At 63.8% G+C, this 19,857-nt stretch carries 19 protein-coding genes; 7 read left to right on the top strand and 12 right to left on the bottom strand.

From position 1 onward, the window contains the following. Nucleotides 1–108: 108 nt before the first annotated feature. Nucleotides 109–447 carry a ferredoxin FdxA gene (gene fdxA / locus Q0687_RS07575; protein WP_212333058.1) on the top strand — a complete coding sequence of 113 codons (339 nt, stop codon included), beginning with the start codon at nt 109–111 and terminating at the stop codon, nt 445–447. 350 nt (nt 448–797) lie between these two features. Further along, nucleotides 798–1,607, top strand: coding sequence for a CarD family transcriptional regulator (locus Q0687_RS07570; protein WP_298874021.1), 810 nt, complete (start codon nt 798–800; stop codon nt 1,605–1,607). A gap of 94 nt (nt 1,608–1,701) precedes the next feature. On the opposite strand, the gene Q0687_RS07565 is transcribed toward Q0687_RS07570, so the two are convergent. From Q0687_RS07565 to cyoA, 8 genes are read right to left on the bottom strand one after another with little or no spacing between them, the layout of a single operon-like run. Continuing rightward, nucleotides 1,702–3,189 carry an adenylate/guanylate cyclase domain-containing protein gene (locus Q0687_RS07565; RefSeq protein WP_298874018.1) on the bottom strand — a complete coding sequence of 496 codons (1,488 nt, stop codon included), beginning with the start codon at nt 3,187–3,189 and terminating at the stop codon, nt 1,702–1,704. 40 nt (nt 3,190–3,229) lie between these two features. Next, nucleotides 3,230–3,763 carry a response regulator transcription factor gene (locus tag Q0687_RS07560; RefSeq protein ID WP_298874016.1) on the bottom strand — a complete coding sequence of 178 codons (534 nt, stop codon included), beginning with the start codon at nt 3,761–3,763 and terminating at the stop codon, nt 3,230–3,232. Beyond that, complete coding sequence (locus tag Q0687_RS07555) at nt 3,753–5,138, bottom strand: ATP-binding protein (protein WP_298874014.1); 1,386 nt, start codon at nt 5,136–5,138, stop codon at nt 3,753–3,755. Before Q0687_RS07555 ends, Q0687_RS07560 begins: the two co-directional genes overlap by 11 nt. Next, complete coding sequence (locus Q0687_RS07550) at nt 5,110–5,949, bottom strand: SURF1 family protein (RefSeq protein WP_298874012.1); 840 nt, start codon at nt 5,947–5,949, stop codon at nt 5,110–5,112. The genes Q0687_RS07555 and Q0687_RS07550 overlap by 29 nt, the downstream gene beginning before the upstream one ends. Nucleotides 5,950–5,957: 8 nt before the next feature. Beyond that, entirely contained in the window at nt 5,958–6,338 is a 381-nt protein-coding gene (gene cyoD / locus Q0687_RS07545; RefSeq protein WP_298874010.1) for a cytochrome o ubiquinol oxidase subunit IV, read from the bottom strand. Then, the gene (cyoC, locus tag Q0687_RS07540) at nt 6,335–6,964 is read right to left on the bottom strand and encodes a cytochrome o ubiquinol oxidase subunit III (protein ID WP_298874008.1); all 630 of its coding nucleotides are present in this window, start codon (nt 6,962–6,964) and stop codon (nt 6,335–6,337) included. Before cyoC ends, cyoD begins: the two co-directional genes overlap by 4 nt. Further along, nucleotides 6,965–8,962 carry a cytochrome o ubiquinol oxidase subunit I gene (gene cyoB / locus Q0687_RS07535; RefSeq protein ID WP_298874006.1) on the bottom strand — a complete coding sequence of 666 codons (1,998 nt, stop codon included), beginning with the start codon at nt 8,960–8,962 and terminating at the stop codon, nt 6,965–6,967. A gap of 25 nt (nt 8,963–8,987) precedes the next feature. Beyond that, nucleotides 8,988–10,148 (bottom strand): ubiquinol oxidase subunit II, encoded by a 1,161-nt coding sequence (gene cyoA / locus Q0687_RS07530; protein ID WP_298874004.1) that lies wholly within the window; start codon nt 10,146–10,148, stop codon nt 8,988–8,990. A 182-nt stretch (nt 10,149–10,330) separates the two neighbouring features. Here cyoA and Q0687_RS07525 point away from each other — a divergent pair, with 182 nt between their 5' ends. Next, complete coding sequence (locus tag Q0687_RS07525) at nt 10,331–11,668, top strand: MFS transporter (protein ID WP_298874001.1); 1,338 nt, start codon at nt 10,331–10,333, stop codon at nt 11,666–11,668. A gap of 55 nt (nt 11,669–11,723) precedes the next feature. After that, on the top strand, nt 11,724–12,122 hold the full coding sequence (locus tag Q0687_RS07520; RefSeq protein ID WP_298873999.1) for a cytochrome c family protein: 399 nt from the start codon (nt 11,724–11,726) through the stop codon (nt 12,120–12,122). A gap of 4 nt (nt 12,123–12,126) precedes the next feature. On the opposite strand, the gene Q0687_RS07515 is transcribed toward Q0687_RS07520, so the two are convergent. Further along, nucleotides 12,127–13,518: a M48 family metalloprotease gene (locus Q0687_RS07515; RefSeq protein WP_298874136.1), complete on the bottom strand. Its 1,392-nt coding sequence runs from the start codon at nt 13,516–13,518 to the stop codon at nt 12,127–12,129. A gap of 136 nt (nt 13,519–13,654) precedes the next feature. Then, nucleotides 13,655–14,506, bottom strand: coding sequence for a thermonuclease family protein (locus tag Q0687_RS07510; RefSeq protein WP_298874134.1), 852 nt, complete (start codon nt 14,504–14,506; stop codon nt 13,655–13,657). A 244-nt stretch (nt 14,507–14,750) separates the two neighbouring features. Between Q0687_RS07510 and Q0687_RS07505 the strand changes: the two genes are divergently transcribed. The 3 genes from Q0687_RS07505 (at nt 14,751) to Q0687_RS07495 (ending at nt 17,636) form a co-directional block, all read left to right on the top strand. Further along, nucleotides 14,751–15,956: an ABC transporter substrate-binding protein gene (locus Q0687_RS07505; RefSeq protein WP_298873997.1), complete on the top strand. Its 1,206-nt coding sequence runs from the start codon at nt 14,751–14,753 to the stop codon at nt 15,954–15,956. A 136-nt stretch (nt 15,957–16,092) separates the two neighbouring features. Further along, entirely contained in the window at nt 16,093–16,881 is a 789-nt protein-coding gene (locus Q0687_RS07500) for an enoyl-CoA hydratase (RefSeq protein ID WP_298873996.1), read from the top strand. A 2-nt stretch (nt 16,882–16,883) separates the two neighbouring features. Then, nucleotides 16,884–17,636, top strand: a complete 753-nt coding sequence (locus Q0687_RS07495; protein ID WP_298874132.1) for a hypothetical protein — start codon at nt 16,884–16,886, stop codon at nt 17,634–17,636. A gap of 202 nt (nt 17,637–17,838) precedes the next feature. Here the strand turns inward: Q0687_RS07495 and Q0687_RS07490 are convergent, their stop codons facing one another. Then, nucleotides 17,839–18,657 (bottom strand): enoyl-CoA hydratase/isomerase family protein, encoded by an 819-nt coding sequence (locus tag Q0687_RS07490; RefSeq protein ID WP_298873994.1) that lies wholly within the window; start codon nt 18,655–18,657, stop codon nt 17,839–17,841. A 39-nt stretch (nt 18,658–18,696) separates the two neighbouring features. Continuing rightward, on the bottom strand, nt 18,697–19,857 hold the full coding sequence (locus Q0687_RS07485) for an acyl-CoA dehydrogenase family protein (RefSeq protein WP_194479159.1): 1,161 nt from the start codon (nt 19,855–19,857) through the stop codon (nt 18,697–18,699).

Here is a 19,857-nt window from a genome sequence, read left to right as displayed (position 1 = left end):
TCGATCAATCACGCAAAGCCGTCATGATCGGGGCTTCCCGACCTTGCAGCGCGGAGCCATCCGCGCTACGCAAGCCGCGACTTTTAAAAGAGCTTTTCGGAGCGTTGGATGACTTACGTCGTCACTGAAAACTGCATCAAGTGCAAGTACACCGACTGCGTCGAGGTCTGCCCGGTCGATTGTTTCTATGAGGGTGACAACATGCTCGTCATCCACCCGGACGAGTGCATCGATTGCGGCGTGTGCGAGCCGGAATGCCCCGCCGACGCCATCAAGCCGGACACGGAACCGGGGCTGGAAAAGTGGCTGGAAGTGAACACCCAGTACGCCAAGAGCTGGCCGAACATCACCCAGAAGAAAGAATCACCCGAAGACGCCAAGGAGTTCGACGGGATGGAAGGGAAGTTCGAGAAATATTTTTCTCCGAACCCTGGCTCCGGCGACTAAAATCCGGCGCAAACTTAACCCTAATAGCTTCGTCAGCGCCGAAAACCAGCCCTCAAGACCCCTAAATCATTGATTTTTGCGGGAAATGTGCTATATTGGGCACATTAAGCCGAACCCCCGTCAGCCCAGTTGGCCCCGTTGGGTTCCCGTGAAACCGAATGTCGAAACAGGGGCGTGGCAGTTTCCGCGCGCAGGCTGTGTCACAGAAAACGCGTAAAAAGAGTACTTCAGCGAGGGCTTCCCATAAGGAGGCCAAAAAAGTCGCCGCGGCCAGCCGTAGCGCATCCAAGGGTCGGGCCGCTGCCAAGGCGCCGCCGGCTGCAAAGTCCTCGAAGAACAAAAGAAGCGCAATGCCTAACAAGACTGCCAAACCGGCCGCGAAAGCGACCGTTGCCAAGCCTGCTGCTGCCAAGCCTGCTGTCGCCAAGGCTCCCGCTGCCAAGCCTGTTGCTCCGAAGGCTCCTGTTGCTGCCGCCCCTGCCAAGGCCCCCGTTGCCGCTGCCAAGCCGGCCGTGAAGGCCGCTGCACCTGCGCCGAAGGTCGAGGAAAAGAAAGTTGTGACCCAGCGTCAGGGCTTCAAGGCCAACGAATTCGTGGTCTATCCCGCTCACGGCGTCGGCCAGATCCTGGCCATCGAGGAGCAGGAGATCGCCGGTGCGAAGCTCGAGCTGTTCGTCATCAATTTCATCAAGGACAAGATGACGCTGCGCGTTCCGACCGCCAAGGTCGCCAACGTCGGCATGCGCAAGCTGTCCGAGCCGGCGCTGGTGAAGAAGGCGCTGGAGACCCTCAAGGGCCGTGCCCGCGTCAAGCGCACCATGTGGTCGCGCCGTGCCCAGGAATACGAAGCAAAGATCAATTCGGGCGACATCGTCGCGATCGCGGAAGTCGTGCGCGACCTCTACCGGTCGGAATCGCAGCCCGAGCAGTCCTACAGCGAGCGCCAGCTCTATGAAGCGGCGCTCGATCGCCTGTCCCGCGAGATCGCAGTGGTGCAGCACTCGACCGAGACCGAAGCGGTCAAGGAAATCGAGGCCCAGCTCGCCAAGAGCCCGCGCCGCAACGCCAAGGCGGAAGCCGCCGAGGGTGAGGCCGATGCCGAGGGCGATACCGACGATAGCGATGGCGACGATACCACCGTCGCCGACGAGGCCGCGTAAGCATCTCGTCGCGTCAATCGCAACAGTTCAAGAGCCCGGCCTCTCGGCCGGGCTTTTTGTTTGGATGCCTGATCCATCGGCCGTCCTGACCCGCCTACGGCCTTGTGCGCGGCTGGGTCCAGATCGCGATCGGCCGCTCGAGCCCGCGGATCGCCTGGGGCTCCAGGGCAGTCAACGATGCAAATGGTTCGGCTGTGCCGCCGAGCTCCAGCTTGGCGCGGCTGACGAGATCGTGGCTTGCCACCAGCGCGCAGTCGAGCGCGCGCGTCAGCCCCTCCAGTCGGCTTGCGGCATTGACGGTCGCACCGATCACGGCAAATTCCAGGCAGGTGTGCCCGATGTCGCCGAGCACTACCGGTCCGTAATGCAGGCCAAAGCCGACGCGCATCGACGGTTCACCGAGTGCTGTTCGCCGTGCATTCCAGCCGTCCGCCGCCGCGATCATGGCCTGGGCACAGCGCAACGCGTTGCTGGCATCGCGCGGGCCCGCGAAGGGCGTGCCGAATGTCGCCATCAATCCATCGCCCAGATATTTGTCCAGCGTGCCGTCGTGACGGAAAACCTCTTGCTCCATCAATCCGTGGAATTCGCGCAACGTCCGCACCACTTCGTCCGGAGAGCGCACATCGGCAAAGGCCGTGAATCCGACGATGTCCACGAACAGCACAGCGACGTCCTGGGTGCGCACCTGCTTCAACGGCTCGTCGTGCTTCGATAATTCCGTGACGACATTGGGTGAGAAGTACCGCGCAAGGTTGCCGCGTTCGCGCTCCACCGCGGCGTGTCGGATCAAGAGATCATTGCTGCGGCGAACCGCCAGCGCCAGCGTTATGGCCACGATCATGAAGACGACGATTTCCTGGATGCGGAGGCCGAATCCAATCGCAGTGGGTGAGATCAGCGCGAACAGTCTGTGATCGCTGCCCACCGCCTCTGCAATGCGGGCGGTCAGTGCGGGATCGCGATCAGGTTGCCACCACACCCAGGCCGCGCCGATCGCCCAGAGCGCCGCCGTCCAGGTTCCGACCGCAACAACCGTTCGCCAGGAATAGGCTAGCGTGGCGCCCGCGAGCAGCACGAAGAAGTAGATGAAATTGCCGAAATGGTATTGCATCGCCACCGGCCAGTGCGTCGTTCCGAAGGGGTTCGGGACAACGATGACGATTGTGAGCAACGCCAGGTCGCAGAACAAAAGCGCCAATTCCGATCGCGATACGCCGACCCGCCCGACCCTGACCTGCGCCCAGCCGATCAGCGCGAACAGGCCGAGCAACGCCACGTAATAGAGCTGATCCCATGCCGGGTTGATGACCAGCAGCAAGCAGGCGATGACGGCCAGCGCGACATAGCGCGCCCGTACGGCGAGTTGCAGGCCCTCCTTCTTGCCGGCCTCGAGGGCGGCCTGCGCAAACTGAACGGTTTCGGTCTCGCGCTGGCTGGGGTGGGCGACAGCGCGACGGACGAGCCGAGGCGCTCGACGAGCATTGTCACGGGGCGGTCTCCTCGCTTGGGCCGTTGCAGCACGGGGGCGGCCGTCGGCCGCCGCATCCGACAGTCTAGTGATGCATGGCCGCGAGGTCATCAGCTCGGGTGAGCGTTTTCCTCTCCGCGCGGCGAACCGCTCACTTCACCGGCCGCTTCTCGAGCTTCCTCGCCAACGTGCGCCGGTGCATCCCCAGCCGCCTTGCCGCTTCCGAGATGTTGAAATCCGTCTCGATCAGCGTCTGGTGGATGCGCTCCCATTCGAGCGTCTTGATCGAGGTCGGCCGCACGTCCAGCGCGACCTCGGCGTTGCCCTCGGCCTTGGTGAAGGCGGCTTCGATGTCGTCGGTGTTGGAAGGTTTGGCGAGGTAGTGGCAGGCCCCCAGCTTGATGGCCTCGACGGCGGTCGAGATGCTGGCGAAGCCCGTCAGCACCACGATCAGCATCTCCTCGTCGTGGGCATGCAGCAGCTCGACGCAGGCGAGCCCAGAGGCGCCGCCGAGCTTGAGGTCGACAACGGCGTAGCCGAAGGTTCGGTCCTCCAGAACCTTCCGGACGTCCTCTATCGATGCGGCGAGCACGACTTCGTAGCCGCGGCGCTCGAACGAGCGTTTCAGCGTGCGCGCAAAGCCTTCGTCGTCCTCGACGACGATGAGCGAACGGTCAGGCGTCAAAGCTGCCTCCGATCGCGAGCGTGGCGAGCGGCAAGGTCAGGCGCACGGTGGCGCCACGTTTCCTGTGGTTCTCAGCCGTGACGCTGCCCCCCAGCTTGCGCACCACGTTCACCACCAGGAACAGGCCGAGCCCGCCTCCGGCGCGGCCCTTGCTCGACTGATAGGGTTTTCCGAGCTGCGCCAGCATTTCCGGTGCGAAGCCCGGGCCGCGGTCGCTGATCGAGAGCACCAGATTATCGCCCTCGCGTTCGGCGAGTAGCTCGACCCATTCGCGCGAAACTTCATAGGCGTTGTCGAGCACGTTGAAGATCACCTGCTTCAGCGCGATGTCGGAGACGATCGCGACGTCCTCGCCGAAGGTGTTGGTGAAATAAAGCGTGCGTGCCGAGCGGGCATCGCGCCATTCCTCGACCAGCGCGGTGACAAAGGCGGTGACTGTCGTCGGCGACGATCCTTCGCCGCGCGCTTCGCCGGCCGACACCAAAATCCCCGTCACGATGCTTTTGCAGCGCTGCAGCGAGGTTTCCATCTCCGTGAGGTCTTCGGCGAGCTCCTGATCGGCGGCGAGGTCCGGCATGCGGCGCCAGTCGCTGAGGATGACGGAGAGCGAGGCGAGCGGCGTGCCGAGCTCATGCGCGGCACCGGAGGCGAGCAGGCCCATCCGGACGATGTGATCCTGCTCGGCAGCGTGCTGGCGCAGCGCTGCCAGATGTGCGTCGCGCTGGCGCAAATTCCTGTTGATGCGGGTGACGAACACGACCAGCAACACTGCATTGAGAACGAAGCCCAGCAGCATGCCGGCCACGGTGAGCGTATAGGTCTCGCTCAGCGGGTTCGGCGGCAGGTCGAGCGGCCGGTAGGCCATCGTCAGCCACACGAAGCTCGCGCAGCTCAATGCCACCAGCGACCAGGTCGAGCGGGCGTCGAGCAGGACAGCGCCAAGCGTGACCTGGAGCAGGAACAGCGAGGTGAAGGGATTGGTGGCACCGCCGCTGAGGTAGAGCTGCGCAGTCAGCGCCGCGACATCCAGCATCAGCGCCACCAGCAGCTCGTTGTTGGTGATGGCGGCACGATGGCGCACCCAGATCAGGCTCGAGACATTAAGCAGCACCAGCGCGCCGATCACCGCGCCCATGCGCTCCAGGGGCAGGGGAATGCCGAGCCAGAAATGCACGCCGCCGATCGTCACGATCTGGCCGACCACGGCAGTCCAGCGCAGCTGGATCAGCAGGGCCATGTTCTTGCGGTTGGTTTCGTCGTCGGTGGGGGCAGCGCCGATCAACTCGCTGCGCGCGTCCGCCTGCGATTGCAGCGTGACGGCCAGCTCGCCAAGATTAGTCCCGTCGTCAGGTCGGTTCGACGATCGTTCCAGCATCTGATCCCGTCCTGCGGGCGGAGGCGCTTGCGCCGCCGGCCGGTTCGTGGACGAAGCGTTTGCGGCGGAACAGCCCGCCGCCGCGAAATGTGACGAAAAGTCTGCCGGCCAGCATGAAAGCCAGGGCAAACCACGTCAGCGCGTAGATCAGGTGGTTATTGGGAAAGCGGACCACGGTCAATCCGCCGATTGGACCGCCAGCTTCTTGTGATCCGGCGTCGGCATCGATGAAAAACGGCGCCACATTGTGGAGATCGCGGGCCGCCGCAATCGCGGCGACATCCCGCGAAAACCAGCGGTTGTGCTGGGGCACGTTGTCCCTGAGGAATCCGCCCTTCGGCTCGGTGACGCGCAAGAGGCCGGTGACCGCGACCTGGCCGTCCGGATTGCCGCCCTGGCGCGTCGATGGGTCACGCCGCTCCGACGGCACGAAGCCGCGGTTGATCAGGATAGTCGTGCCATCCGCACGCAGGAGCGGCGTCAGCACCCAATAGCCGGGACCTTCCTCGGTGACGGCCTGAACGAGTGTCTCGCGGTCGTGCAGGAAGCGGCCGGAGACGCCGATATGCCGGTATTCGTCGTTTGCGGCGGTGATCGTCGGCCACGAAGCCGGCGAGGGGATCGGCTGCGCCGGCGCATGAACGCGTTGCTCGACGCGGTCGATCAGTGCCAGCTTCCAGGTGCGACGCTCGACCTGCCAGACGCCGAGGGCCATCAGAACGACGAACGCAGTCAGCGAGAGAAGCGTGAGCCAGAGGCGTGGAGGCGCGGCCCTTGCGGGACTGCGCGCTTCGGCATCCTCTTGTCTCACGGGATCGCTCACTTCATTCCCGTCATCTCGTGAATCGGCATCATGTTGCTGTTGAGGTGGTTCATCACCCACAGCGAACCTGATAGCGCGATCACCACCATCACGATGGTGAAGATCAGCGCCATCATGCTCCACCCGTTCTCGGACTTCGGGCTCATGTGCAGGAAGTAGATCATATGCACGACGATCTGCACGACCGCGAAGGCCATGATGACCAGCGCGGTGATCTGCTTGCTCGGCAGCGTGCCGCTCATCACCAGCCAGAACGGGATCGCGGTCAGCACCACCGAGAGCACGAAGCCGAGCATGTAGCCCGAGAACGTGCTGTGGGCGTGGCCGTCGTCGAGGTGATGGTCGCCGGCGTGGGCGGCGTGGCTATCGGTGCTCATCGCAGAACTCCCAGGAGATAGACGAAGGTGAAGACGCCGATCCAGACCACGTCGAGGAAGTGCCAGAACATCGACAGGCACATCAGGCGGCGGCGGTTGGCTTCGATCAGGCCGAAGCGCCAGACCTGGATCATCAGCGTCACCAGCCAGATCAGGCCGCAGGAGACGTGCAGGCCGTGGGTACCGACCAGGGTGAAGAAGGCGGACAGGAAGGCGCTGCGCTGCGGCGTCGCGCCCTCATGGATCATGTGGGTGAACTCGGTGAGCTCGATGCCGATGAAGGCAGCGCCGAACAGCCCGGTGATCAGGAGCCACATCTGCGTCTGCGCGACCTTGTTCTGCTGCATCGTCAGCATCGCAAAACCGTAGGTGATCGATGACAGCAGCAGCATCGAGGTGTTCACCGCAACCAGGTTGAGGTCGAACAGGTCCTTCGGCGCGGGCCCGGCGGCGTAGTTGGCGCCGAGCACGCCGAAGGCGGCGAACAGCATTGCGAAGATGAGACAATCGCTCATCAGGTAGATCCAGAAGCCGAGCGAGGTGCTGTAGCCTTCCGGATGCGGATGTTCGTCGGCGAGATAGAAGACCGGCTCGCCGGTTTGGGTGGGGTTGACAGCGACAGTCATTTACTTGGCTCCGGCGAGCAGTTTGGTGCGCGCATCCTCGGTCCGGATGACGTCGTCAGCCGGAATGTCGAAGTCGCGGTGATAGTTGAAGGTGTGACCGATCCCGACGGCGAGCATCGCGATGAAGCTCAAGGCGGCCAGCCACCAGATGTACCAGATCAGACCGAACCCCATCGCGGTAGCCAAGCCGGCGAGGATGATACCGGTGCCGGTGCTGCTGGGCATGTGGATCGCCTTGAATCCCAGGAGCGGACGCTGGTAGCCACGCTTCTTCATGTCCCACCACGCGTCATTGTCGTGAACGACGGGAGTGAAGGCGAAGTTGTAGTCGGGCGGCGGCGAGGAGGTCGCCCATTCCAGCGTGCGTGCGTCCCAGGGATCGCCGGTGACGTCCTTGAGCTGCTCGCGCTTGAGGAAGGAGACCGCGAACTGCATCAGCATCGAGAGGATGCCGAGGAAGACCAGGACGGCGCCGATTGCGGCGATGACGAACCAGATCTGGAGCGAGGGATCGTCGAACACGCGCAGGCGGCGGGTCACACCCATCAGGCCGAGCACATAGAGCGGCATGAAGGCCATGTAGAAGCCGGTGACCCAGAACCAGAACGAGCACTTGCCCCAGAACGGATCGAGCCTGAAGCCAAACGCCTTCGGGAACCAGTAGTTGATGCCGGCGAATGCGCCGAACACCACGCCGCCGATGATCACGTTGTGGAAGTGCGCGATCAGGAACAGGCTGTTGTGCAGCACGAAGTCGGCCGGCGGCACCGCCAGCAGCACGCCGGTCATGCCGCCGATCACGAAGGTCAGCATGAAGGCGATCGTCCACATCATCGGCAGCTCGTAGCGGATGCGGCCGCGATACATCGTGAACAGCCAGTTGAACATCTTCGCGCCCGTCGGGATCGAGATGATCATCGTGGTGATGCCGAAGAACGAGTTGACGCTGGCGCCCGAGCCCATCGTGAAGAAGTGGTGCAGCCAGACCAGGTACGACAGGATGGTGATGACGACCGTGGCGTAGACCATCGAGGTGTAGCCGAACAGGCGCTTGCCGGAGAACGTCGAGGTGACTTCGGAGAAGATGCCGAAGGCCGGGAGAACCAGGATGTAGACTTCAGGGTGACCCCAGATCCAGATCAGGTTCACGTACATCATCGGGCTGCCGCCGAAGTCGTTCGTGAAGAAGTTGGTGCCGACGTAGCGATCGAGCGAGAGCAGCGCGAGCACGACGGTCAGGACGGGGAAGGAGGCGACGATCAGGATGTTGGTGCAGAGCGAGGTCCAGGTGAACACCGGCATCCGCATCATCGTCATGCCGGGGCAGCGCAGCTTGACGATGGTGCAGATCAGGTTGATGCCGGACAAGGTCGTTCCGACGCCGGCGACCTGCAATCCCCATATGTAGTAGTCGACACCGACGTCTGGACTGTAACCGATGTTGGACAGTGGCGGATAGGCCAGCCAGCCGGTGCGGGCGAATTCGCCAATGAACAGAGATAGCATCACCAGCACCGCGCCGCCGACCGTCATCCAGAAGCTGAAATTGTTCAGGAATGGGAACGACACGTCGCGCGCGCCGATCTGCAGCGGCACAACGAAGTTCATCAGGCCCGTCACCAGCGGCATCGCCACGAAGAAGATCATGATCACGCCGTGGGCGGTGAAGACCTGGTCGTAGTGATGGGCCGGCAGAAAGCCTTCCGAGCCGTTGAAGGCCATCGCCTGCTGCGCGCGCATCATCAGTGCGTCGGCGAAGCCACGCAGCAGCATCACGATGCCGAGGATCATGTACATGACGCCGATGCGCTTGTGGTCGACGGTGGTGAACCATTCGCGCCACAGATAGCCCCAGAGGCGGAAGTAAGTAACGCCGGCAAGCAAAGTGATGCCGCCGAGCGCAACCATGATGAAGGTGCCGACCAAGATCGGCTCGTGCAGCGGCAGCGAATCGATGCCGAGACGGCCGAAGATGAACTTGAGAAGATCAGGAGACATGCTGGATCTCTTTACGAGTCTGACTTCAGGAGTCTGATTTGGGACGCTGTCCCAGGAAGAAGGACGAGGACTTCAGCGGCGCGAAGGTCGGCCGCTTCAGGCCGGCTCCGAGGAGCGGCGCGGTGTCGAGGGGTGCCTTGATCGCGGCTGTGGTCTGGCCTTGCGGTGCATCCGGCGTGCAGGTGCCGACGACGAAGGTCGGTTCGGGACCAAGCACGGTGCCGCGGCGGGCGTACTTGTCGTAGGACAGCGGCAGGGTGTTGTTCAGGCCCTCATGGCCATTGCCGCCCTTGGCGTCGATCGCCATCATCTCGCTCTGGCACATCTTGCCGGTCTCGACGCACATGTTGAGGATCAGGCGGTAGAGATCGGAATCGACCGTGCCCCAACGGCGCACCGGCTCGTTCTCGCTGGGCTTCTCGAGCTGGAGATACTCGGCGCGGCCGAGCGAGCCGCGGGCAGACTTGGCCTGCGCTACCCAGCTATCAAATCCCTTGTCGTCGAGGCCATGGAAGTTGAAGTGCATGCCGGAGAAGCCGGCGCCGCTGTAGTTCGCGGAAAAGCCTCTGTAAGTGCCGGCGTGGTTGATCACGGCATGGAGCGATGTCTCCATGCCCGGCATCGCATAGATCTGTCCGGCGAGTGCGGGAATGTAGAACGAGTTCATCACCGAGGACGCGGTGATGTGGAAGTTGATCGGGCGGTCAACAGGCGCTGCGAGCTCGTTGACGGTGGCGATGCCGTAGTCGGGGTAGATGAAGAGCCACTTCCAGTCGAGCGCGACGACATCGACGTCGAGCGGAGCCTTGGACTGGTCCACGGCGCGCTCCGCATGGATGCGGCCGATGTTGCGATAGGGGTCGAGCAGATGCGTGCCCATCCAGGTCAGCGCGCCCAGGCAAACGATGATCAGCAGCGGCGCCGACCAGATCACCAGCTCGAGCTTGGTCGAGTGGTCCCAATCCGGCTCGTAGCGGGCGGATGTGTTGGACTGGCGGTAGCGCCAGGCGAACAGCACCGTCAGCGCCATCACGGGGACGACGATCAGGAGCATCAGGATGGTGGAGATGATGACGAGGTCGCGCTGTTGCGCCGCGATATCGCCGGCTGGCGCCAGCACGACGTAGTTGCAGCCGCTGAGCGCGGCGGCCAGGGGTAGCAGCGCCAGGATCTTGAGACGGGACACGGGCCGAGCCTTATGAGAATGAGTTTCCTTTGCGGGGCCAAGGGGTAGCTGCGGCGCAGCAATCCGGACATTGGACAATTTGTCCAATGTTGCACTGCGGGAGGCTAGGTCAAACAGGGGTAGCTTGCCTGGCGTCCGCCGGGCGGTCGGCTTTGGTTTTCAGGACGTTAAGGGCTTAACGCATGGCGACGGCACAGACCCCCGCAATGGCGGATATCCACTCGGGCGAGCACGGCCACGACCAGGCCAGTCCCGGCGAGATCGCCATCGGCGTCATCATCGGCCGCACCTCGGAGTTCTTCGACTTCTTCGTCTACGCGATCGCCTCGGTGATCGTGTTCCCGCGCCTGGTGTTCCCGTTCACGAGCGAGCTGACCGGCACGCTCTATTCCTTCATGATCTTCGCGCTGGCTTTCGTCGCGCGGCCGATCGGGACCGTCATTTTCATGACCGTCGATCGCGAATACGGCAAGACCGCCAAGCTGGTCTCGGCGCTGTTCCTGCTCGGCACCGCCACCGTGGCGCTGGCGTTCCTGCCCGGCTATTCCGAGATCGGCGTTGCCGCGATCTGGCTGCTGGCGCTGGCGCGTCTCGCGCAGGGTCTGGCCTGGGGCGGCGCCTGGGACGGCATGGCCTCGCTGCTGGCGTTGAACGCGCCGGCCTCCAAGCGCGGCTGGTACGCAATGGTGCCGCAGCTCGGCGCCCCGCTCGGGCTGATCGTGGCGAGCGCGCTGTTCGCCTATTTCGCCGGCAACCTCTCGGCCGAAGATTTCTTCGACTGGGGCTGGCGTTATCCGTTCTTCGTTGCCTTCGCCATCAACGTCGTGGCGCTGTTCGCGCGCCTGCGCATGGTGACGACGGAAGAATATGCCTCGCTGTTCGAGACCCGCGAATTGCAGCCCTCGCGCATCTCCGACACGGTTGCGCGCGAAGGCCACAACATCATGCTCGGCGCCTTCGCGCCGCTGGCAAGCTTTGCGCTGTTTCACATGGTCACGGTGTTCCCGTTGTCCTGGGTGTTCCTGTTCACCCGCGAAAGCCCGGTGCGCTTCCTGATCATCGAGATCGTCGCCGCCGTATTCGGCGTTGCTGCGATCGTCGCCTCAGGGATCATCGCCGACCGGGTCGGCCGCAAATCGCTGCTGATGGGATCGGCGATCGCGATCGCGATCTACAGCGGCTTCGCCCCGCAGCTGCTCGATGCCGGCGCGTTCGGCGAGACCATCTACATGGTAATCGGCTTCATCCTGCTCGGCCTCTCTTTCGGCCAGTCCTCGGGCGCGATCGCCTCGAACTTCAAGCAGATGTACCGCTACACGGCCTCCGCCCTGACTTCGGACATGGCCTGGCTGTTCGGCGCCGGCTTCGCGCCGCTGGTCGCGCTGCTGCTCGCCACCAATCTTGGCGTCATCGCCTCGGGTGCCTACCTGCTTTCGGGCGCGTTCTGGACCCTGCTGGCGCTCTGGCTCAGCGGCCAGCGCGAGGCGGGCGACATGGACGCGGGCGGATCGCCGAACTGACGGGAATAAACTTCGGGCCGGGCGATCCTGTTTGCTGCCGCAAACAGGAGCTCACATGAACGTTCGGTCAATTTCCGTCCCCCCACGAACCACGACAAGCCTGGTCCTGGCGATCATCGTGATTGCGCTATGCGCCGCCGGGCCCGCCGGCGCCACCGGCAATGCCGCGCGCGGCCAGACGCTCTACAAGGGCTGCGCAGACTGCCACTCGATCAACGAGAACGGCGTCGGGCCGATGCACAAGGGTGTGGTCGGCCGCAAGGCAGGCAGCGTCGCCGGCTACGATTACTCGCCCGATCTGAAGAACTCCGGGATCGTCTGGACCGAGGAAAATCTCGACAAATGGCTGACCGGGCCGCAGGCCATGGTGCCGGAAACCAAGATGTTCTTCGACGTGCCGGATGCGCAGGATCGCGCCGATATCATCGCGTATCTGAAGGAGAAGGCGAAGTAGCGCCTCAATCCGTCACGATCTTCACGCGGTCGCGCACCTTCACTTGCGCGTTGCGGTCGAGCCCGTTCAGCACGCGGAAGCGTTCGGCCGGGTGATCGACGCCGGCCATGCGGTGGGACAGCGATTCCACGGTGTCGCCGGGCTGCACGGTGATCACCTTGATGCGCAGCGGACGCGCGGCCTGGATTTCCTCGAGCGTCAGGCGGCGGAACGAATTGACGGTCTCGCGCGCATTGCGCTCGCTCTCGGTCGATTTCTGCCGGGTGGCGAAGATGAAGCGGTAAACGTCGCTGCCGAAGCGCAGCGCATAGACCTTGAACTGCCACTGGTCGCCCTTGGCGGTGGCGGACGCGGCCGGAAATCCGTTGATGGTGAGGTCTTCGGTAGAGGCCTTCTCGACGCCTTCCATCCAGCCCGAATTGAGGTAGTCGCCGAGCGACTGCTCGGCCGGCACGCGCACGACATCGAACCGCATCGCCTGCGAGCCACCCTCGCGCACGCCGATCACCGCCTGCGCGGTGTTGTCGAGCGTAAAGTTATCAGGCGCCTGGAAGGTGAAGCCCAGCTTCGGGTGCAGGAATCTGCGGCCACGGACAAAGCCCTCGCTGGGGTCCTCGCCATAGACGAGGTTGTCGATCGCGGCGAGATAGCTCTCGCGGTCGCGCTCGGTGTCTTCGGGCGCCGCATATTGCCGCGCGATGGTCTGCGCATTCTGCACCCGCTCGGGCGTCGCCGGATGCGACGAGGTGAAATCCTGCGCGCGCGGATCCAGCGAGCTCTTGCCGGCCTTCAGCTCGGCATTGCGTTCCATTGCAGAGAGGAAGCGGGCGGCACCATAGGGATCGAAATGGGCCTTGGCGGAGATGCCGACGCCAATGCCGTCAGCCTCGAATTCCTGGTTGCGCGAAAAGCTCGCCATGGTGAGCTTGGTCTTGGCGAGCGCGAGCGCGGTCAGGTCAGGGTCGTTGCTCATGTCGGTGACGACACGGGTCACGATCGCGGCCTGGCGGGCCTGGTCCTCACGCATCGCGGCGTGCTTGGACAGCACATGCGCCATCTCGTGGCTGAGCACGGAGGACAATTCCGAGGTATCGCTGGCCAGCGCGAGCAGGCCGCGGGTCACATAGAGCTGGCCGTTCGGCAGCGCGAAGGCATTGACCGCGCCGGAATTGAGGATGGTGACCTTGTAGCCCTGATCAGGGCGATCGGAAGCGGCAACGAGGCGGTCGACAGTCTTGCTGACCAGTGATTCGAGCCGGGGGTCGTCATAGGTCCCGCCGTAGCTCGCCAGGATGCGCTCGTGTTCCTTTTCGGTGGCGGCTGTCTGGGCCACGGCCGGCTTGGGCTTGGGCATCGCCACCGTTGCCGGGGTCGCGGCGGTCTGGAACCGGCCCATGTCGCCGCAACCGGCCAGGCCCGTGCCGAGCAGCAGGCAAAGCACGGCCGGCGCAGCCCGCAGGCGGCGGTCATCACCTCGTCCGTGCCGTTCTAGCACCCCATTCACGTCGCTTAACCCGTGCCTGGCCTTGATCTTAAGGCCTTACCCCTGTCGGCTCGTTTGCGCCCAGCAACTCGACTTGTCCCACCCGGAGCACATCGATACGCGGCCCCGTCGTCCCCTCAACCCAGCCCCGGACACGAATACGTCTGTTTTCCAGGGACTTAAGGATCATTCCGGCGTTTTCGAAGGCCGGCAGATTGCGCTTTGAAATAGTCACCGCAAAGCCGCGTGTCCAGCTCCGTCCGAAGTTGAGGTAGGTCATTGCCCCAGCTTGCCGGACCGACAGGACTTTGCCCTCGACCACCATAAAGCGCCCGATCCCCGCCAAAATATCGTCCGGACTTTCCGCGTTTTTTATGGCCGACGGGTCAGCCCAACTGCCCTTTTTTTGGCGCCTCGCCTCGGCCTCCGACACCATCAGGGCAGCCGCGCAGTCTTTGTCGGTGATCTCGGCGGAGACGAGGGCATCGCCCTGGGCGAGCAGCTTGGCCTGCACGGACGTCTCGCTCTCGCCGATGAAGATGAGCGCGCCTTGCCGACCATAACGATCGGGCGTGTCGTCGATGCCGCGCAGGACGACGTCGCGGCCGACCAACAGTGAGGTCAGCGCCTGCTTCGTCGTCGAAGTCGCCTCGATGCCGGTGAGACGGACTTCGCGACCGTCATCGAGCCGAACGCTGCGTGCGTCGGTGATGGCGGCAACGCGGCCTTCGCCTTGTGCCTCGAATTGACACGGCGCGGCGAACGCAGCGTGACCCGCGAGGAGAAGGCTTGCGACGATGAGGGAGAGTCGTTGCGTCACGAGACCCGGAGAGGTTGCGTTAGGCCCTAGCCTTACCCCAAGTATAGCGGGCAACGAAGACGTTTCCTCACACTCCGTCATTGTGAGCGCAGCGAGGCAATCCAGAATCTTTCCGCGGAGGCAGTCTGGATTGCTTCGCCGCGCTCGCAATGACGTGGAGATATTTGTCCATACATCACCATTCCGCTTTGCGGAAAACAAAACAGCGCGCGCGAGATGCGCATCGCGCTTCTGCTTGCTGCTCTCTTGCGCATGCGGCATGATTGTCGGAATAGCAATGATCAAGCCGCCATTCAGAGCAAGGCAATCAAGGGAGGTTGTTTCAATGAAGCATATTTTGTCGGGCATTTTCGCCGCTGCGTTTGCCCTCAGCGCGAGCGCCGTGCAGGCGCAGGACAAGCCTCCGCTCAAGATCGGCGGCATCCTCGACATGTCGAGCCTCTACGCCGACATCACCGGCCCCGGCAGCGAGACTGCGGCCAAGATGGCGGTGGAAGATTTTGGCGGCGAGGTGTTGGGCCGCAAGATCGAGGTCTTGGCGGCCGACCATCAAAACAAGGCCGACCTTGCCGCCAACATCGCCCGCGACATGATCGACAATCAGGGCGTCGAGATGATCTATGACGTCGCAGCCTCTGCAACCGCGCTGGCCGCCGGCGAGATCGCGAAGGCGCGAGGCAAGATCATCATGTACAATGGCCCGGGCTCGATCCGTCTCTCCAACGAGGCCTGCGGTCCCTACACCATCCACTACGTGTTCGACACCTACGGGCAGGCCAATGTGACCGGCCTTGCGGCCGTGAAGTCGGGCCTCGACACCTGGTTCTTCCTCACTGCGGATTACGCCTTCGGCCAGGATCTGGAGAAGGACACCAGCGCCGTCGTCACCAAGACCGGCGGCAAGGTGCTCGGCAGCGTGCGCCATCCGCTCAACACGTCGGATTTCTCCTCGTTCCTGCTGCAGGCGCAGGCGTCGAAAGCCAAGGTGATCGGGCTCGCGAATGCCGGCGGTGACACCGTCAACGCCATCAAGCAGTCGGCCGAGTTCGGCATCATGAAGGGAGGCCAGAAGGTCTCGCCGCTGCTGGCCTTCGTCACCGACATCGACTCGATCGGGCTCGAGACCGCGCAGGGGCTCTTGCTGGCCGAAGCCTTCTACTGGGACATGAACGACGAGACGCGCGCCTTCTCGAAGCGCTTCATGGAGCGCGTGAAGCGGCCGCCGACCTCGGCGCAGGCCGGCGTCTATTCCTCTGTCATGCACTATCTGAAAGCGGTGAAGGCGGCGGGCACGACCGATGCCGCCGCGGTCATGAAGGTGATGAAGGACACGCCGATCAACGACTTCTTCGCCCACAACGGCAAGATCCGCGAGGACGGCCGCATGGTGCACGACATGTACCTGTTCGAGGTCAAGAAGCCGTCGGAATCGAAAGGCCGCTGGGACGATTACAAGCTGCTCGCCACCGTGCCCGGCAGCGAAGCGTTCCAGTCGCTGGAGCAGTCGCGCTGCCCGCTGGTCAAAAAGTGACGCGAAGCGTCATTCCGGGGCGCGGCTAGCGCGAACTATGGTGCGCAATTGCGCACCTGGGGATCTCGAGGTTCCGGGTTCTCGCTTCGCGAGCCCCGGAACGACAGAGCAAATCAAACAACAAGGGAGACGTCCCATGAACGACATGGTCCTGCAGAAGCTCGAAGGCGGGCTGCTCACCATCACAATGAACCGGCCGGAGCGGAAGAATGCGCTCAACCCCGAGATGGTCGCAGGCCTCGTCGAGGCGGCGCGGCGCGCGGCCGACGATCCCGAGGTGCGGGCAGTGCTGTTCAAGGGCGCCGGCGGCTCGTTCTGCGTCGGCGGCGACGTCAAGTCGATGGCAGCCGGCCGCGCGCCGCTGCCGTTCGAGGTGAAAATGGCGAACCTTCGTCGCGGCATGGAGGTCTCGCGCATCCTGCACCAGATGCCAAAGCCCGTGGTGGCGCAGCTCGACGGCGCCGCAGCCGGTGCCGGTCTGTCGATGGCGCTGTCCTGCGATCTGCGTGTTGCCTCCGAATCCTGCAAGATCACCACGGCGTTCGCCAAGGTCGGATTCTCCGGCGATTATGGCGGCACCTATTTCCTGACCCAGCTGCTCGGCAGTGCACGGGCGCGCGAGCTCTATCTGACCTCGCCGGTGCTGACCGCCAGGGAAGCGCATGCGATCGGCATGGTGACCAGGGTCGTGCCCGACGCCGAGATCGACACTGCGGCGCATGAGCTTGCGATGTCGCTGGCGCAGGGGCCGTCGATCGCGCTCGGCTTCATCAAGCGCAACATCAACAACGCAGAGCATCTTCCGCTGGAAGATTGCTTCGACGGCGAGGCGATCCATCACACCCGCTGCAGCGACACCGAGGATCACAAGGAGGCCGCAAAGGCGTTCGTCGAAAAGCGCAAGCCGTCTTTCAAGGGCGCATGACGATGACGCCCTATATGCGGCTGCGGCAGATTTGTCTGGTCGCGCCGCAGCTCGCGCCCGTCATCTCGGACATCGCCGAGATCATGGGCCTTTCGGTCTGCTACCGCGACGGCAATGTCGCGAAATACGGCCTGGAGAACGCGCTGCTCCCGGTCGACACGATCATGCTGGAGGTCGTCGCGCCCTTCAAGGACGGCACCACCGCCGGCCGCTTCATCGAGAAGACCGGCGGCCGCGGCGGCTACATGGCGATCTTCTGCTGCAACGATCCGGACGAGCGCGGCCGCAACGCCAATGCACTTGGCGTGCGCACCGCCAATGTCATCGACCACGCGCCCTATCACGGTGTGCAGCTCCATCCTCGCGACTGCCGCGCGGCCTTTATCGAGTTCAATCACACCGAAGGCAGCGATGACATCTTGGGCGCCTATCCGCCGGCTGGACCCGATTGGCAAAAGTTCATCCGCAAGGATGTGACGCAGGCGCTGACGGCAGTGGAAATGCAGAGCCCGGATCCGCAAGGTCTGGCGGCGCATTGGGGCAAGATCATCGGGATTGCGCCCGATGGTGACGCCGAATTGAGATTGCCCAACGCGACGTTTCGCTTCGTGAAGGGCGCAAGCGAGATCATGAGCGCGCTGGAGTTTCGGGTGGTCGATGCGGCCAGCGTGCTTCATGCCGCGCGAGAGAAAGGGCTTGCGGTCGCGGGGAACGAGTTTTTGCTGGGTGGCGTGACGTTCCGCGTTGGGAGTTGAGCAGTTGCCCCACACGCCGCTGTCGTCCCGGACAAGCGAAGCGCAGATCCGGGACCCATACGCCGCAGCAGAAGTGTGGCGAAGACAGGCAATGACCAGCTCGCACAACAACGACTGCTGCGGCGTATGGGTCCCGGCCTTCGCCGGGACGAAGTCGGAGGTTGTGGAGGCGTCCGAGTGATACGGCGGGATATAGCCGCAATCACCTTCCCTTGAAAATCGCCACGCGCCGCTCTTCCGTCGCCTTCACGCCTTCCCTAAAGTCCTCCGTCGCGCGCAGGCGCGTCTGTTCGGCAAGCTCGTGATTGGTCGCGGCCATGACGCGGTCGGCGAGGCCGGCGCGCATCGTGGCGCGGGTGGAGAGCAGGCCGAGCGGGGAGCATTCGGCGATTTCGCCGGCGAGCTTCATTGCCGCGGATTTGACCTGATCCTGCGGCACCAACTCGTTGGCGAGGCCCCATTTGTAGGCTTCTTCGCCGGTGACGCGGCGGCTGGTGTAGAACATCAGCTCGGCGTTGTTCTTGCCGATCAGCTCGGGCAGCGTCGTCGTCAGGCCGAAGCCGGGATGGAAGCCGAGTTTTGTGAAGTTCGCGGAGAAGCGCGCCTCGGGGCAGGTGACGCGGAAGTCGGCCGAGACCGCAAGGCCCAGGCCGCCACCGATGGCCGCGCCCTGCACGGCGGCGACGATCGGCTTCTTGGCGCGGAAGATGCGCACGGCCTGGATGTAGAGATGATTGATCGGGCCGAGACTGTCGGCCGGGTCGCCCTTGGCCTTTTTCGCGGCCTCCTGCGCTTCCTGCGCCTGCCGCGCGGGATCACCAAAATTGGCGCCGGCGCAGAACGCCTTGCCTTGCGCTGATAACACGGAGGCGCGGATCACGATGTCGCGGTCGAACTCATCGAGCGCATCCGCGATCTGGTTGATCAGCGAGATGTCAAAGAAGTTCAGCGGCGGCCGGCGAATCTCGATGGTGCCGACGTGCCCGACTTTCTCGACGCCGATATCTTTGTAAGTGGTCATGATGTCCTCGAAGCGTTAGCGCAGGCTCAGTCCGCGCGACTAGCGCAAGCCAAGCCCGCGGGCGATGATGCCGCGCAGCACCTCAGTGGTGCCGCCCTGGATGGTGAGTTTCGGCGCGGTCTTGATCGCGAAGTCGAGCTGCCGCTCCAGCGTCTCGCGATTGGTCGCGGTCTCCTCGACGAAAGCCGCGAGATCGCGCACGCGGTGCGGAAGCTGCTGCTCCCAGACCGTGCCGATGTCCTTGACGATGGAGGCCTCGACCACCGGCTCCTTGCCGGCCTGCAGCATGCCCGCGACCGACACCGACATGCGCCGCATGGTGTGGAGCTGCGCCACCAGACGGCCGATGCCTTCGGCGCTGCGGGTATCCGGGTTGGGACCGACCGCGCGAACCAGCTCGGTCAGCACGTAATAGGTCTCGAGGAAGCGCTCGGGCCCCGAACGCTCATAGGCGAGCTCTGATGTCGCCTGTTTCCAGGCGCCGTCGACTTCGCCGAGCACGTGATCATCAGGGACGAAGAAATCGGTGAAGACCACCTCGTTGAATTCGTACTGGCCGGTGATCTGGCCGATCGGGTTCACCTTGATGCCCGGCTGCTTCATCTTGACCAAGAACTGGGTGAGGCCGTGACGGCGGTTCTCCTTGGTCGGCGGCGAAGTGCGGAAGATCGCAATCATGTAGTCGGCGATATGCGCCGACGAGGTCCAGATCTTGGTGCCGTTGATGAGGTAGCCGCCGTCGGTCTTGGTCGCGCGCGTCTTCGCCGCAAACAGATCCGAGCCGGAGTTCGGCTCGCTCATGCCGATGGCAAAGCAGATCTCGCCGCGGCAGATGCGCGGCAGGATGTCCATCTTGATATGTTCAGGGGCGTATTTCAGCAGCACCGGGCCGCTCTGGCGGTCGGCGACGAAGAAGCGCCGCGTCGGCGCGTTGGCGACGCGCATCTCCTCGGTCACCACGTAACGCTCGAGGAAGGAGCGCTCCTGGCCGCCATATTTTTTCGGCCAGGTCATGCCGAGCCACCCCTTGGCGCCGACCTTGCGGGAAAATTCCGGCACGTCGGTGTCTTCGCGGTTGGGCTTGTGCGGATCGAAGGTCCCGGCGGCGATTTCCTCGGCGAGGAAGGCGCGCACTTCCTTGCGCAGTTGCTCGCATTTCTCGGGCAGGCGGATCGGATCGAAACGGAGGGCAGCGGTCAT

This window comes from uncultured Bradyrhizobium sp., from assembly GCF_936928535.1.
Taxonomy (GTDB): Bacteria; Pseudomonadota; Alphaproteobacteria; order Rhizobiales; family Xanthobacteraceae; genus Bradyrhizobium.
Note: the sequence above shows the minus strand (reverse complement) of the source record. Positions and strands in the feature narration are given on the sequence as shown.